The organism is Brevibacillus jepli, assembly GCF_047229145.1.
Lineage (GTDB): Bacteria > Bacillota > Bacilli > Brevibacillales > Brevibacillaceae > Brevibacillus.
Window position 1 is genome coordinate 224,341 of record NZ_JBFEFW010000006.1, and the last position, 16,469, is coordinate 240,809.

10 protein-coding genes and 1 pseudogene are annotated in these 16,469 nt (G+C 39.3%); 9 read left to right on the forward strand and 2 right to left on the reverse strand.

Translation table 11 applies throughout. The annotated features are described in order from the left end of the window. Positions 1–214 precede the first annotated feature (214 nt). The 9 genes and pseudogenes from AB1L17_RS09210 to AB1L17_RS09250 form a co-directional block, all read left to right on the forward strand. Positions 215–2,746, forward strand: a complete 2,532-nt coding sequence (locus AB1L17_RS09210) for a dynamin family protein (protein ID WP_412844298.1) — start codon at positions 215–217, stop codon at positions 2,744–2,746. 30 nt (positions 2,747–2,776) lie between these two features. Continuing rightward, complete coding sequence (locus AB1L17_RS09215; RefSeq protein ID WP_412844299.1) at positions 2,777–3,418, forward strand: hypothetical protein; 642 nt, start codon at positions 2,777–2,779, stop codon at positions 3,416–3,418. 12 nt (positions 3,419–3,430) lie between these two features. After that, positions 3,431–5,269, forward strand: coding sequence for a dynamin family protein (locus AB1L17_RS09220; RefSeq protein WP_412844300.1), 1,839 nt, complete (start codon positions 3,431–3,433; stop codon positions 5,267–5,269). After that, a complete protein-coding gene (locus AB1L17_RS09225) occupies positions 5,256–7,100 on the forward strand; it encodes a dynamin family protein (protein ID WP_412844301.1) in 1,845 nt (614 codons plus the stop codon). The genes AB1L17_RS09220 and AB1L17_RS09225 overlap by 14 nt, the downstream gene beginning before the upstream one ends. Then, positions 7,090–7,506 (forward strand): hypothetical protein, encoded by a 417-nt coding sequence (locus tag AB1L17_RS09230; protein WP_122960152.1) that lies wholly within the window; start codon positions 7,090–7,092, stop codon positions 7,504–7,506. Before AB1L17_RS09225 ends, AB1L17_RS09230 begins: the two co-directional genes overlap by 11 nt. 126 nt (positions 7,507–7,632) lie before the next feature. Beyond that, positions 7,633–7,818, forward strand: coding sequence for a hypothetical protein (locus tag AB1L17_RS09235; RefSeq protein ID WP_412844302.1), 186 nt, complete (start codon positions 7,633–7,635; stop codon positions 7,816–7,818). A gap of 183 nt (positions 7,819–8,001) precedes the next feature. Next, positions 8,002–9,537 carry a hypothetical protein gene (locus AB1L17_RS09240; protein ID WP_412844303.1) on the forward strand — a complete coding sequence of 512 codons (1,536 nt, stop codon included), beginning with the start codon at positions 8,002–8,004 and terminating at the stop codon, positions 9,535–9,537. 887 nt (positions 9,538–10,424) lie between these two features. Continuing rightward, entirely contained in the window at positions 10,425–14,375 is a 3,951-nt protein-coding gene (locus AB1L17_RS09245) for a P-loop NTPase (RefSeq protein ID WP_412844304.1), read from the forward strand. Between the two features lie 144 nt (positions 14,376–14,519). Next, positions 14,520–14,684: pseudogene (locus tag AB1L17_RS09250) on the forward strand (DUF4368 domain-containing protein); the annotation flags it as partial. A gap of 229 nt (positions 14,685–14,913) precedes the next feature. Here the strand turns inward: AB1L17_RS09250 and AB1L17_RS09255 are convergent. Together AB1L17_RS09255 and AB1L17_RS09260 are read right to left on the reverse strand one after the other, a co-directional pair. After that, on the reverse strand, positions 14,914–15,423 hold the full coding sequence (locus AB1L17_RS09255) for an SMI1/KNR4 family protein (RefSeq protein ID WP_412844305.1): 510 nt from the start codon (positions 15,421–15,423) through the stop codon (positions 14,914–14,916). Positions 15,424–15,876: 453 nt separating this feature from the next. Then, the gene (locus tag AB1L17_RS09260; RefSeq protein ID WP_412844306.1) at positions 15,877–16,386 is read right to left on the reverse strand and encodes an SMI1/KNR4 family protein; all 510 of its coding nucleotides are present in this window, start codon (positions 16,384–16,386) and stop codon (positions 15,877–15,879) included. Between the last annotated feature and the right edge of the window lie 83 nt (positions 16,387–16,469).

Consider the following 16,469-nt stretch of genomic DNA (forward strand, 5'->3'; position numbering starts at 1 on the left):
ATCTGTCGACATTGTAGTCTTTTTGTCGTAATCTAAATAAAAATGTACATGAGCCAAAAGGACTAAAAATAGTGTGAAATAAGCGTGCCATGACAGTCGGGATTATACTGCAGCATTGCTTGTTCCCAGCCTTCTGTCATTTTGCAGAGGCTGTTTTTATTATTTGGCGGAAATTCAAGAAACGAACCGTTTTCATTTTTTAAGGAAGTGACATATGAAGGAATTAGAGATACTTCAACAATTAGAGAGGGCTTTGACTCATCCACAAATACCAGCAATTTATGTTCAAGGCGACTTAGAGTGGCTTAAAAGGCGAAGTTTGAACTGGACAAGATCTAGTTGGCGCATAGGAGTACTTGGCGTAACCAGTTCCGGGAAATCTACTCTTATTAACGCATTCTGCGGCGAGGAAATTTTGCCGCAAGAAGCACGGCCAACATCTGGTGTATTAGTATCATGCAAGAAAAGTAAAATGCGCAAAGGTACACTTATTCGCAAAAATGGAAGCACGATCCATTTTAATCAACATCAGTTAAACAAAGAAATAATCGCTAAATATGCAGATGAATTAAACAATCCAGGTAATAAAGAACAAGTTGACGAGATTTGCCTTGAGTTTCCTGACTTTCTAGTAGGGAATAACATCGAAATTGTCGATTCTCCTGGCCTCGATGCTTTTGGTCTAGAGGGTCATGAAGAAATTGCATTACGACAGTTGGTACCAACAGTTGATCTCGTCCTATATCTTACGACTACAAAAGCAAACAGTGACCAAGCTAATTTGCAAGCTTTAAACCAGATAGCCCTAGAACATAAGCCTGTTATCATCGCCCAAAATTTTATCGATTGTGTTACCCCAGAGTTTACATCGGGTGGGAGTGAACGTCGAACATCACAAGAGGTCGAGCAACGTCTACGTCAGCGAATCGAAAAGATATTGAAGGAAACATCCAATAAGAGCCTGAGAAACGCACCTGTATTTCAAATCTCTGCTTTAGAAGGTTTGAAATCGAAAGGAAGTAAGCGGGGGGAGTCTTGGAAAAAATCCCGTTTGGAGCCTCTCCTCCTCTCTATCCATTCGATTTGCGAGCAGATGGAAGGGCAGCGTTCTCAGAGACGCTTACATCAGCTGTTAAGGCATTTGAATGAAATAAAAGAGAGAGCTGTGGCAGACTTAGCTACTTACAATCAGGATAAACAAATTACCATTGAGGTGATCGGAAGCTGGGACGCAACGAGAAAACAGATCGAGGTCTACCTTGATGAAGCTGAACAGGTTAATACTCATCTCGATGCGGAAATACAAAAGGGAAGAAGACAGTTTTCGGATCAATTTACGCAGATCAGAAACCAATATATTAAGTTAGATGCGGAACGTATAAACGAGAATGAGGTGTATTTAGCTGGAAAAAGTCTCAAGGATATCGCGTTGCAAGTTCAAAGAAATGTGCTTCAGTTAATGGACACTTGGGATTCCAAGGAAAAGAAGCTGTTACACGTATTAAATCTTGCTTTGGAAGATGTTCGTTCTCATCGTCTTCAGCTTGTTCCTGACGAGACTCTTAAAGTCTATAAAGAAACAAAAACGAAGATCACGACTCGAAGAGAGAAAAAATCGAATGGAATTCTAGGCCTGCGAAAATTAAAGCGGTGGATATTCAGTGAAAGTGATTATGAGACGATTACGACAGAAGAAGAAATTTCAGTCGTTAACATCCGTAAGACGCTCGAGGAATTCCAAGTGTATTTGAATCGCTTTGACAAGCTTCTCGAAGCCTTCCGGATTACCTGGCAGCAACAAAAAGAAAAGGGTTGCCTTGTTATAAAAGAAGAAGCAATGAGAAGAGATGAGATCATTGCCGCGAGAAGGAACAAGCCTACGGACGCAAAAGTGCTAGAGGACTTTATTCACAATCTTGAACTCATTGAAGAGAAGGGGTATGGACGTCGAGACAGGAAAGAGGAGGAGCCGGAGCTAAATTTCGAGCTCCCATTTGTTGAGCATCCTGTTCAAGCACTCAATACAATGACCATGGGCTATCGTCAATTTTCCATGTCCAGATCCTTGATTGCTTTAGCAACGGAACAGAAACGAATATACGCGCAGGCGATCATCTGGAACCATCTTAAGTCCCATTCTGGGGTTGAAGTGGCAAATGACCTCTGGTTTTTTGGAAAGGACCAGCAATGGATGGAACAAGCTTTTACCAACATATTTGGGATTCGACCTCAATTTACCGATAACGAAACGGTTCATGTGCGCCTTAAAGAAACCAAGCTTCCAATCAGACATGCGTTTTTGACCATTAGTCAGGAAGTAGATGAGAACATTCAGAGACAAGGTGTTGCATTGATCCAGCTGGATATTCATCAATTAGGGGTAACTCAAAAGTTACTAGCAGGACAATGGATTCTTACTATTATAAAATCGATGCCTTTTGTTTTCGTGATTCAATCGATGCAAGAGTATATCCAGGATGCTGGGCTTGCAATGGCCTATAAAAGCTACCGTCAGCTTATGGACTTCGCATCCATTCAGAACCCTTCCAGCATCGTGATTCATGATAATCCACTCTACACAGCTTTATTTCACACGGCTGATCAATTTGCTTGGCAAGCAGGTAAAGGGGAAGAGCAGGATGCACTTCGACAACTTTTCACCCAGTTCCCACGGCTAGATCATGCAAAAAATAGGAACGAGGCAGGTCAATTTTTCAAGGAAATTTCCTTGACAATCCGTAGCTAAAAGTTTGGACAAAGAAAGGAACTGTACACGATGAGCAAACTAAGCGATGATACGATCACATTATATGTAGATGAGGAAACAGAACGGATTTTAGGGGAGCTTCAGCAGGCTGTTCAAGGCGGGATGGAAGATGTATTAAAACAGGCCAAGCTAGCGAAGCAACTTAAAATCGATGAGCTGGAAGAAACGTTACTCTATACCTTGAAGACCACGGATCAAGCGATCGATAAAAAGATGGAGAAGATAAAAATGCTTCTTCAGGAAACTACTGCGCAACTGAAAACCTTGATGTTACAAATGGCTGAGGAGAATCTTCAGGCCAGCAAGCAGCTTAAGCTGAAAGCCGAGGACGATCAGGCTCATCTGCTGAACGAACTGGAGGATTTAAAAACAGCAATAAAAGATAGCCATCAAACGCACTTTCAGATAATGCAAGAAGCTGCTGTCTCAGTCCAGGGGCACTTTTCAGGAATGGACGAGCAGATGATCTCTCTTCAAATTGGATTAGAAGAACGTCTTGACCGGATGTCTAATCGTATCGAACAACAGCAAGAGGAATGGAGAGCCTACCTAGAAGAGCAGGCTCTTATACAATCTGTTCCTGGGTATGTATCCCTTTTTTTCGGAAAACAGAAAGCTCTTGAAAAGGCAAGAAAAAAACAAAGTCAATAGGAGGCTTTTTAGATGTCCTCAATCATTCGCTTACTAAACGATGAGAGACTTATTCATGCTATACGCCACATCCTTCCAGGGGAGTCTGTCAAATCAGCTTTTGACCAATCACTTGCAAGCAGAAAGCAAAGTGTGACCGCTCAGAAATTTGTAATTGCGGTACTTGGTATTCAGGGGGCGGGGAAGAGCTCTCTTCTGAATGCGCTTGTTGTCGGTGACGACATTTTACCAGTAGAAGCGGATGAAACGACTTGCATTCCGGTTGAAATACACAAAAGTGCAGATGGAAGCCATCGCGGTATTGTTCATTATAAGGATGGACGAACAGAAAGCGTTGCTGTTGAGCGGGAAGCATTGAACCGTTTTGTGAATCATGAATGTAACCCTGACAACGTGTTAGGGGTCCATCATATTGAGCTACATATTCATTCGCATCTTCTACGACCCGATGTCGTATTTGTCGACCTGCCCGGGGTGGCTAGTTTAAGCTCCGCAAACCAAGAAACCACGATGAAGTATATCATGTCCTGCTCGGGTGCTATTTTCCTTTTGCGCACAATTCCCCCAATTACTCGAATAGAGTCGTTGTTTCTTAAAGCTGTATGGCCACAAATATCTAACGCCTATTTTGTGCAAAATTGGTGGGAGCATGAGACTGAGCGTGAGTTGGAAAGTGGCATGAAGCACAACCAGGATGCGCTGGAGAAAATTTCTCTGGAGCTGGGTGTGCGCTACGAGCAGCAGATTATACCAGTGCAAGTAAAAGATGCAGTGAAAGCGACCTACACAAAGGATCTGAGCTTACGCGAGAAGTCTGGTATTAGGTTGGTTGAATATCGGCTAGAAGAGAGTATGAAGACGTGGTTCGAAGAGATCATGAAGGATAATATTGAATGGATCGGGCAGAAGATCTTAGAAAGTGAACGAATGTATGAGTCTATTTTGAAGGACTTGGATAAAGATAAGGAGACAGCCGACTTGGAGCTTGAGAATCAAAAGCAAAAGTTTCAAGAGGAAAAAGAAAAGACTAAAAGTCAATTTGCTGAGTTAAAAGCAGAGGCGGAGACTTTGTTCCGTGAAGCCCGTAGAAAGATGAATCGTTTCATTGTAGAAGTAGAAGAGGGTACCGTAAAACATATTGACGAAAAAATTTCTAGCGGTATATACGACGGCCATTATTTTGAGACCGTTGTGACAGAGCAGCTTCAAGAGGCCCAGCTTTCGATCGTAAATGAGCTCCAATATCAGATTCGAGAAATAATTAAGAAGATACTGACGGATTTTGAATCGATCCTCAAACATGTGCATGAAACGAACCCGAATATTGCCATTGATGTCGATTCACAAGGGAATTTTAAGTTTGAGCGTGCAGTACCAGCTCTACTTTCCTTAGGACTGATGGCAGTTGCTCCAGCTCTGGTTCCTCTCATTGTATCGAATCCTGTTGGCTGGGTTGTCGGCGGAGCGATTGTAGTAGCTGGAGTGATCGGTAATCTCCTTGGTTTTTCTATTAAAACTGAAGTAGAAAAACAGCGGAAGGCCGGGGCAAGAAAAGCTGCAAAATCCATTGTTATAGAGGTGATCGAACAGCTTCAAGAACTGGTGAAGAGGGAAACAGGTCTTTATGAACAGCAAATTATCCAAGATCTCGAAAAACTACTGATGGATGAGCTGAATCGTATTGAAGGTGAGTTTACCCAACGTCAGGTAATTTTAGAGGAAAGTCTCGATCACCGTGAGCAGCTCTATGAAGACACCCAGGAACTTTTACAAATCATCAAAAAGAGTAAAGTAGAATGGGAAAATGCGCGCTTGATGTGGAAGGGAGAGCCGCTTCGTGAAACCGTTTGAAAATGAACGCAGCCTGCTAATAAACTCGGCTGAGCGAGCTTACGAGCTTGCTCGGAGAATAGGCTTTTCAACGATGCAAGGATCAGCAGCTGCTCTTATAGAGAAGCTAAATCAGCCTTCTTTTTATATGACACTTGTTGGACGAACAAGCTCTGGGAAAACGAGCATTATTAATAGTCTCATTGGTAGGGAGAAGTTAAAAGTATCTGCTTCTCCTACGACTCCTATTGTTACTGAGGTAATTGGTGGTAGGGAGTATTTAGAGTCGTATGGCATAGTACATCGAGATGGGAAGAGAGAAGCAGTATCGAAGGAACAGTTCGACCAACAATTCGTCCAGCCTTTGCCTACGTTGCGGAGGTTACAACTTAAGACTACTACGCGCATAGATGTAGAGGCTCATATTTTGGACACGCCTGGTTATGATTCTATCTATGAACAGCATACGGAGGTACTGAATAACTTTATCCCTGAAGCGGATTATCTCGTTTTTTGCGTGATGTACCGAAGTGGGATCGTAGAAGCGGATAAACAATTTTTAGAGCTATTATACCAAGTGTTTGAGAAAGATCTTCCTCCATTGTTACTTGTCATCAATCGTGCTCCCAATGAAGTAGATGAATCGGACCGTCGCGTTGCTGAGATTCGTAAACATGTACAGAATCTCATTGGGAGTGAAGTTAAGCTGTTTCTTGTAGCTGAGCAAGCGGGGGCACCGGTTCCCCAAGCAGAGCATGTATGGCGATGGTTAGGCCAGGAGATGGTTAGACCGGAACGAACAAAAGCATGGCTTGAACGAGCAAAGCTGGTTCTGCAATCGATTTATGAAAATCTGGAAAGCGCTACGGTGACAAAATGGCAAATGGCGGAGCTTGATTCGGAGCAAAGGGAAGGGTTACGTGTAGAAATTGTACAGTTACGGGAGAGCCAAAAGAAAATACAGGATCTCGTAATACGCCGCAGGAATGAAATGATTGAAGAACTGCAAGTACATGTTAGTCAGGAGCAAAGTAAGATCTCTAAAGCATGTGATGAGCATATTACCACATCTAATCGATGGACCCAAGCAGCGGATTGTAATGCTTTTATCCAATCACATGTGCTGCCAAAAGAAGCCAACCTTGCCTGCAAGCGTACAGGGGAGCTACTGATCTATCGTTTAGAGGAATTGAACGATGAGATCGAGGAGCTTGCGAATACAGCCATCGGTAACTATATCAAAGAAGTAAATTTCATAATGGATAAGTTTGAGAAGCTGAGGACTAATGCTCTGAAGGGAATATTAAACGAAGGCCTTAAGAATGTAGCTTTTCAATTTTTCCAGCGATTTGGAGGCAGGGGTGGAGCGGGGGCCGGGGTTGCTAATTTTGGAAAGATGGCATTAAAGCGAATCGGTAACGTATTTAATAAAACATTCTCACGAGCAACTCATAATAAATTGGCTCATATCTTAGCAAGGCTAGGGGCGACCAGTACCAAGGCAATTGGTAATGTGATCGCAGTGCTCATAGAGCTTGGCTTTTATTTATGGGGGGTTGCCACATGGCAAGGAAAACTGAAAGCTACCATTGATAAGTCTCTGAAAAATTGGACGAAGGAGCTTAATCCAAAGATTGTTGAAGAGCTTGATTTATCTTTAGACGAAACGATGGTTCTTGTGAATGAGCATTTTGATATAACGTGCATGGAGCATGAAGAGATGCTAAGTGCACATCTTGATAAGGATCAAGAACAGCTTGAAGGTTTTGAGGAATTGATCAAAACGATTCAACAAGAGCGAGAACATCTCCGTGATATTTTGAGTGAAGGAGTCATCATCCATGACAGATAGAAACTTGAAGCCGAGTGATTTAAAGGTTGATGTCATCATGCCGGGACAAAGTATACAGACTGATTGGGATATGAATGCGCTTAAGCAAGAAGCTATACAAAATCTCGTACGGAAGATACCCGATGTAATTTCCACGATTGAGTATATAGCCAAGACACACGCAGATACGAATAATTCAGTTAAGTATTTGGAAGCGGAAGGCTATAAAATGCTATTAGAGGCAGATGCTTATGTCAAGAAAGCGCAGGAGGATCGACTCTCCATAAGCGAGCGAGGTAATTTGATCTTGCAAGTCATGGACAAGGCTAACGATATTTTGACGAATGCGAATGTGCCAGAGGGTGCAAAGGAAACGTACGCTGCTAACTTACATATTTGGATGACTACCCTCATCTCTAAGGTATAGCCTATGTTTGACGAGGTTATTGATGGGCTCCTAGAAGCTATTAGATTAAATTCTCTGGATCAGTGCAGACAAATACGGGAGAAGGCGTTTCAAGAGCTCCAGCGTAAACAAACACAGGGTGCTCGCGTGAAGATTTCCGAAATTACAAGGCAAATTAAAGAAATTGACAGAGTGATCCAGAAGGTGATCTTCAAGAGCAAGCTTATGAAGTTGACAGCGATCCAGCATAATTTGATTGAAGAGGAGATCATTGGAAAGTTTGCGAGCAAGCGTCAAGAGCTCGTGATGGAAAAGATGAGACTGGCAAGGTAAATAGCATCTTTCTATTCATGAAGTTTACGGCAGTCAGCTGGAGGCAGGCCTCTTTTACCACTTGTTAGATTTTTGCTTGGAGTAAATCGACATATTATAGCAGTATTCCTACAAAATTGAACATAGTTTATTGTTTCGTTGTTTAAAGAGGAAACACTCATAGTTTGCTCAGGAGGATGTCACATGCAGCTTACAATTAAACAATTAGAGAAAATGAATGCTTATGTAGGATGCGGCCCTCACTTGGATGCTGATATATTAATTATGGGCAACGAAGAAGGTACTGGTGGTTATCCGAATGAGATAGCAGCTCATGCCGCTGCAAGGTTTCGCCTGTATGGGAAAAAAGAATCTACAGTTTCGACATTACTCGAAAGTATGACCAGCAATAAAAACATTCTTTATCAGGATGATCTATACCCCAACGAACATTACGATCACAGCCCCAATGGGCATTGGTCCGAGGGATTTTGGGAAGCAAGCGCAAATAGTGGTTGCAAAAAAATTGAGGATTACATGAAACGGTATTACGGATTCTGCCCCAAAAAGAGCACGGAGCGTCTTTCAGCGTTCAATACTCATACAGCCCGATTATGTTTGACGATTCAAGGAGTCAAAGATGATCCCAATTTTCCAATCGATACGTATTTAAGCAGGGATAAGAGTAATTGGGATGAGATCGTGACATATGCAAAGGAACAGCTTTATACCCTTAATTTCAAGGGAGGCGTTTCTACTGCCCTTATGGATTGGAGACCCTTGCCACGGCCTAATGAGAATACTTGGCCATATGAATATCAGTTACTATTTGAGAACGTTGATGAATACATTAACGCATACTCTTTTAAGAAATCAGCAACAGAAAGGATGCAGGCTTTTGTTGAACGAAGGATTCAATATTTAAAATCTGTAATTGTGCGGAGCCACGCAAAATGCTTAGTCACAATAGGACAAACCGAGAACAAACTTGATGTCCTACGCCGTATGTTCCCCGAGCAGGAACTTGAGATAGAGCGGATACATCTTAGAAACAAAGCGTATACGGTAAGAGTCAAACTGCCGGAGAAAACATTGAATGTATATATTCTTCCCTTTTTCAATTACTTTTCGATTGAAAATCTTCATCGCGTAGCCAAGCAATATATAATACCTGATTTTTTTAATATCCCCCGTCCTTTAAATGTGATTGATTTTACCTCTGTCAGCCATCCGATTCCCTTAAGAATCAAGGAGATGTCAAAGCAAAGCAAGAAAAATTGGGATGAGCGGCGTGATGACAGTGGAGAGCGGCACTTCCTACAAAAGGTGGCGCAAACTATGTCTGCTCTTGAGCCCGACATTCTCCATACATCTACCCGTCGGGATAATAAAGTTGAATACAGCTATATGCATATGTGGTTTCATGACGAACAATGGGGAACACCTCAATGTAGTGCGCATGTTCATGTGAATTTTAAACCGACAAGGAAAGTAGAAATTAGATGGGGACTACATCCTGGGAAATATGAGGAGCCTGTGCGTTCAACACTAATCAAGGCCGCCGGTCGTATCGGTAACCAACTTGCAGAGTTTGGATTTCAAAAAAGTAGGTCTGCCAAAAAGTTAATCGTCTTTTATAAAATTCTGCAGGAGAATCAAGAGGAAGAACTGCTCAAAAACTCAGTTATAGAATTAAGACGTGCAATGACCATTGCCAGGAAGATCATTTCTACTAAATAGAGTTGGAATGTAGTAACTTCCAAAGCAAAACACATTGATTGCTTTACGGTTTTGATATCGAACTCCGCTGATCAGATACATATTAAAGTTCATTTATTTACCGGAATACTACGACAGTAGGAGCTCACGATGATACGATAGTTGAGGTCAGGGACACTTGAGTTCGTAGTTTAGCTTTAATGTTAAGATCTAATCATTGTGGTCTCAAAGCAATATATTGGTGTTAAACTGGTGATAAAGTGTAACACCAGTCGACCTAAATCACCTTATAGAAATGTAGTGCGGACGCGGGAAACTTAGTTATACCAAGGCTTCAACGAATTATAACAGATTGCATCATATGGCTATATTAACCCGCATACGGGGCATGTGGAGTGTTGCTCACTGTTAGTGAGGAATGACAATTAAATCGGAGATGTATTGGCGGAAATAAGTGAAGAGGGGCGGATAGCTCCTCTTTTTTTGATATATAGCGGTTGTAAGACTCAATGCTATGTTAATTTGAAAAAAGTTGCATAAACATTAATTCTCTACAATATCTCATTGTCGTTAAATATTTAAATCTTTGAATGAAATCTGTCCTAGGAACTAGCTCTGAGTTATTTATCCTTCTAATCTTCAAAGGGGGTGGTATAATTTAACTAATTCTGAGTTGATTGAGCGAAAAGCTTTTGATGGAATGGAAAAAAAGAAGGAAGAAGAGAAAGCACTTACTGTTTGAAGTGGTAAATAAAATGAATCATATCTTTATCGATGATGTGAAAAGAGAATTAGGAATGCCTATTGGTGTCGGCCAATAGAATCTGGATTTATTCAATATTCATTAACAAAAATAACTTCATGTGTATGTTCGGTTAGAATAGAAAATCATTTACGAGGGTGAATTCGTGAAAAAAAAGAAAACATCAAAAAAGCAAAAAGAAGTCATAAAACCAGTTAGAATTTCTATCGAGGAATTAGAGCAATCTCGTACTGGCGGACAAATTGCACTTTCAGGTTTTAGCTATCAATTTTTGTATTCTTGCTATTTAATTCTGTCGGAATCTAATGAAAACACGACTTTTCACCTTGAAGGAATAGAGGATATCGATCATTATAAATGTGAGGTTTCTTCTAGAATTATTACTCATATTCAACTGAAATATTCTACCCAGAAGCAAGATGCGAGTTTCCTAAAAGATGTTTTGAAAAACTTTTTAGAGGCTTATTTGTTTGATGCCAGCCATAATTTTAAGCTAGTCTATGATTTTCCTGTAGCAAAAGGCAACCTAAGTAAAATCTTTGACAATAGTATAGATGAAAGTTCTACTAAGTATTGGAATGAAATGGTCCAAAATATAAAAACTGAAAATTCTCACTGGAATTGGACAGGGTTTTCTTTTGATAGCTTTATAAAAAAACTTAGTTTCGAAAAACAAGATAAAAATATCCTCTCTGAAAAAATAGAGAAGTTGTTAATTGAGAAATACGATATTACAACTGGAAATATTGCTTTGTTTGCTAATGGTATAAAAATATGCTGCCTCGAAAAAATGGAGCGCAGAGAAAGTATCAATCAACAACAATTGAATACAATAATCCAGAGCATAAAGGATGATATTAGTAAAGGCATTCAGAATCCCGCTCATAGCTGGATTAAGAAGTTGGATTTCAATATTTCGAATCGCGGTAATGATTTCAGCTATTTTGAAGGGAAAAAAGCTACACCACAAGATATCGTAATGCAATTGCCTGTCAGACGTATACACACAGAAAAGGAAATTGAAGAATCTATTCAAAATAACAGGGTCACAGTTATCAAAGCATCAAGCGGACAAGGAAAAACAACTATGGCTCTTCAAGTTGCTTTTAATCTGTGTAGTGAATATACAATTTATCAGCTTGTGTGGTGTAATGATTCAAAAGAATTAGATAGTATCGTCCAGTATTTTAAATCGAGAGTGAAGCTAGGAGAAAAACCATTAATAGTTATTGACAATTTAGATTCGCAGTTAGGTGAGTGGAATAGGTTAGCCCAACTTCTACAGGAAGATGTTTCATATCACTACAAACTTCTGCTTACTACACGAGAAGATGATTGGTATAATTACAGCGGCAATTTAAGCAATGTAAGATCTTTGCAAATTGTTAAACTGTCACTTAACGAGCAAGAAGCAAAAAGTATTTTTGAGGTGCTACAAAAATCCCAAAAACTTCATCAATCTATAACAGACTGGAGAAGCTCTTGGACAAAAGTTTCTGACAAAAAACTACTAATTGAATTTGTCTATCTTCTTACACATGGCGAAATGATTTCTGAAAGGATTGCTCATCAAATCACTCAAATCAACAATATGGATACCGGAAGAATAAAATGCGAAATTCTTCGGAAAGTTTGCTTTGCAGATATTTGTGGAATAAAAATACCTGTTAGTAAGTTAATCGAAAGTTTATTAGAAGCAACAAACCGCGATTATGGCGAGCTGTTAAAAAGTGTTGAAAACGAATTTTTAATCCGTGTTGATACAACAGAACAATATGTGGAAGGGTTACATCCCGTGCGTTCTCAACACATTGTTGATAAGTTACACGAGTATACAGAGATAAGTAACACAGCTCTTGAAGTAGTTAAAATAACAGATGTTACATACTTTCCAAAGCTATTTTCTAACCTTCCTCAACTAATAACAAATAAGAAAGGTTTTTACTCTACAATTGTAAAGAATCTATGGGATGCAGAGAACCTATCATCATATGTATTGGCACTAAAAGGATTGCTTTCTGGAAATGTGATGCAATACTATGTGCATAATCAAAGCGCTTTTGATGATGCTAACAGTCATGGTGGATTATTCCTTCTATCTACGGAACTTAATCCTTTTATACAATTCGAAGATTTTGAATACTCATTGCGAACCCTAGATGAACTTAAAAAAATATTTCCAGATAACTCAAACATTCAATATCTATGTGACCTTAGAGATTCAGTTCCGAAAATCGTATTGTCAGAAACAGATGTTTACTATTTTTGCGAGGAATTATTTGGTAGGCTTAAGGGCGATAACCTTACTGATGACATTACTTCCTATGCAACAATTGCATATTGGTTACTTAATATTGATCGGAAATTTAATTTATCAAATAACATTTCCTTGGAAGCAATATGGGCAGCTAAAGAGAATCACACGATCAATGTTATATCTAATATTATGTATACTTGCTTTTGCGGAAACAAGGAGACTTATATTTCTTTTGTGAAGGATAATTTGTCGACTATTATGACTTACCTGAAGAGGTCAACTGAATCTTTGAAACTGTATTTAAGTGAAAATGGGAATGAGATTCATGTTGAATATATACTCTTGCCAAGCGATATTCGAAAAGGGAATGAGGAAAGTGTCTCCAGAATAAAGATAATATGCAAGACTCTTCCAATATTTGAGATATACCACGCTGATGCAATTAGTCCAAAACTTGACATTATTTCGGGATATGATATCCCTGATGATGCACATAAAGCTATGCCAATTAGAAACATAATAATAATGTTTCATGAGGAGTTCGCATCCTTATGGGATAAAACAATCATGAGCAATTATGAGTGCGACAGTATATTTGAATGGCTAAATCGTTGGTTTTCTGTTCGAAAAAATATTGTAACTTTATCTGAAAAGTGTGTAGCGAGTATCTGTAAACTTCTTGAAGGTAAACAGTTGGGTAGTCTTGCATCTGAAATAGAAAACCTACGAACAGAAATAAACAAAGAACTCATTAGAGAGTATAGATATCCTAATCAAGACAGACCTTTTGAAGAAAAAGCTGTCCTCCCTGAGGGGTTCAGTAAAGTAAAGACAGACTATTTTGGAGGCATACAAAATTTTTGTAATCAGCTAGTTAAATTCTTACTTCGCGATCCAGAACAAAGTAGGTTAGCTGTAATCAATTTGACAACAGCACACGGTTCAATGCAAAGAATGCAAAAATACTTTGGGGCTATTGTTGATGAGCAAGGAATGTTACTACATGAGCATAACGAATTAAATATGATTGAAGAACTAAACTTACAGTCCCTTATCATCACATGTCAATACTTCAATGAGCATATGCCAAGCAAATATTTTAATAAATATGCAATTAAGCCTTGGTATAACAAAAATTATGGCAAGCTAATGATTGATTCAATAACAGCATTGAGTGGTTTGTCCGAAGGCTTTTTACTCACTTACCCAGAAAAATACTATAATGATGGTGTTTTGAAGTTTTACCCACTAATTGTAGATAATCTAGATGTGACAAATCATGAAGTGCTAATAAAATTTTTATACCTATGCACTCCCATTGCTTCTTTGGACTACAGTTATTTAGTAGTAGCTAATAAAAATAAGCAAAGCCAAATTACTCCGAACGGATTAAGGATTCCAATTCAGTTTTTAAAAGACCTTAAAGTTGCTGTTGACACAGAAGACGAACAATTGATACAGAAGTTATCACCACCATTTCCTGTAGAAATAGCACAACAATTTTTAAACTGTTTTGATCAGAAATATGAATTATTCATTCCTACTCGCTCTGAGTACGATGGAGTGGACAGCGTCTTTGAATTACTATGGGCATTTTCTAGATCTAAAAAAGAATTGAATGCTGATCCCGATTCGGATTATCTTTCTTCAATAGAGAAGAATTTGAAGGAAAAAATTTTTATCTTGCTAAAAAAAATTGAAAATCATATGCCGTATAATGACTTTTGTGAGTTAACGCAAATTTGTGAAGATACATTTAAGGGCAATCCGTTTGATGATCTTGAGTTAAACACATTCAATAATCAATTAATCCCAAAGGTTCTTGAACAGTTATCTTAACTAGGAGAGCAAATATATAAACTTTATATTCTCCGCAGTTGGAATGAAAAGAGATTAAAATTCCAATATCTTAATCTTCAACGGGCCTTTCCTGACCAACAGTGGGCAACACTCCACTAGTCTCTACAAGCCAGTAGTAGCACAGGGGAAAGTATCGTTCGATTGAAGAAGGAACTCAAGCAGTTCATGAAGTTGGACGAACTGACTTCTGAGATGGTGCATAGGTTTATTGATAAGATTGAAGTACAGGCGGATGGCTCGGTAAACATTCATTATAAGTTTACCGCCACCGCCATCCTTACGGCTTAATATACAGTGACCAACACTCAAGTCATGTGGAGAGTATGGCACTGTTAGAGAATAAGAACAAATAGTGGATACGTAATGGCGTAGCAGAGGGACTTCCTCTGCTTTTTTGTCTGTTAAACGTCCCCAACTTACAGAAAAAAGCTGAGAGCTTAGTCCCAGCTTTTTGGCAGTCTATGCATTAGTCGTTCGATTCATCCTGAAGACGCACTATAAAAGGCGTCCTTTTATCTTACTCTTCCTCAATGGGTCGATCCCAAAACTCAATTCCATCATGCTCAATAAGTTGTTCCAGCAACTCTGTGAACGTCAGGTCTGTGTCGATAGTATCGTCTGGTAGTATTGATCCAACCCATGTGAGGTAACCTTTGCCACTATGTATTCTGTCTTGATCCACACATATACAGTTATTTGAGTTATCGCTCCAAAGGATAGGATAGTAAGGATGGTCGATGCTGTATGCTTTCCAGTACCCAATGACGAGTTCGGTACTTAACACATCATAACCCCCAGAGTTATGCTTGGCGTCCTTGAATAGTTTTGCACTTTCGTAGTGGCTTAAAAAACTAACGTAATCCTCTGGTAACTCAAACGATTTTAATTTCTCCTTTGTATCTGTGATAGACTCGTTCGAGATGTAGAATGTAAAATGATATTCCTCGTTTTTGATATGCACGTTCCGGTCTACACTTGTCCTACTTCCCCTGATCTTACTAATGAGGGCTTCAAAAGGATTACTCACAGGATCACATCCTTCAATGAGAGTAGGGACTGTCAATTGAATGACAGTCCAATTTTACGCTAATTTCTTCGATAACTTCTTCGATAACTTCTCCCCCTAGTTCCCAGTGATCTCGGTCATATGGGGATATTTTATCAATCTCTTCGACCAATTTTTCTACCTTGATATTAAAAACATCCAACCCTTAAAATGAGCACGTATAACAATTTTCTGTACCCGAGGTAACTTCTATAAAATTTGCTTTCCTGTTGGCATTGTACTCTATGTGAAAGTAGGGGGCAGATTCAATCTGTTTAGAGTAAGCTTGAATGAATGCTTCCACATCTTCCTTACAACTATACAACTAGAGAAGTCCCTCTGAAACGCTGATGTATCATGAGTTTCGAAATTAAAAAAGGGGTGTCTCTCAGTCGGAAAAATCGACTTTTGAAACAGCCCCTTCTTTATTTCTACTTACCAAGCCCAAAACTCTGTTCCTTGTGCAATTATTAATCTTTCTAACCAAGTTTCAAAAGTCATATTCAAGTAATAACCTTCTGAGGTTGAAACATCATCATGATTAAAACACACTAAATAGTTTTTCTGACCGGACGCAACTCGATTAGAGTCAATAAAAATGTAGTCACCATTGTTAATCGAGATAGGGTACCAATTCACAGGCATATAGTCGAGATGATTATCCTTAATTTCATCTAGACTCAGTAACTCATATCCTCCACCATATCTTACACTTTCGAACAGCCATGCTCCATTATGGATTAGGAGAAAATTCTTATAGTCAGTTGGTAAGTGCCAGTGAGTGCTCCTTAAAAACTCCTCAATTTCTTCCACATTAACAGGAGGGTTAAATGTAAACTGGGCTGTATCAACTTTTCCATTCCTATTTTGCACTAATAATTGATTACTATTATCGAGTCTTTTTTTTAACCCTTCCAATACCAATTCAGATAAATTGTTCTTCAAGGAGAACCCCCTGTGTCAGAATAGTTGTCGTACCCCTCTAAAGAACGTATAGTGAGGAAAACGAGGACGAGGTGGGAGACAAT

Bases quoted from the DNA above. Each gene is read 5' to 3' on its own strand.
- AB1L17_RS09215 (WP_412844299.1), top strand. From the start codon at position 2,777: ATGAGCAAACTAAGCGATGATACGATCACATTATATGTAGATGAGGAA.
- AB1L17_RS09220 (WP_412844300.1), top strand. From the start codon at position 3,431: ATGTCCTCAATCATTCGCTTACTAAACGATGAGAGACTTATTCATGCT.
- AB1L17_RS09240 (WP_412844303.1), top strand. From the start codon at position 8,002: ATGCAGCTTACAATTAAACAATTAGAGAAAATGAATGCTTATGTAGGA.
- AB1L17_RS09210 (WP_412844298.1), top strand. From the start codon at position 215: ATGAAGGAATTAGAGATACTTCAACAATTAGAGAGGGCTTTGACTCAT.
- AB1L17_RS09230 (WP_122960152.1), top strand. From the start codon at position 7,090: ATGACAGATAGAAACTTGAAGCCGAGTGATTTAAAGGTTGATGTCATC.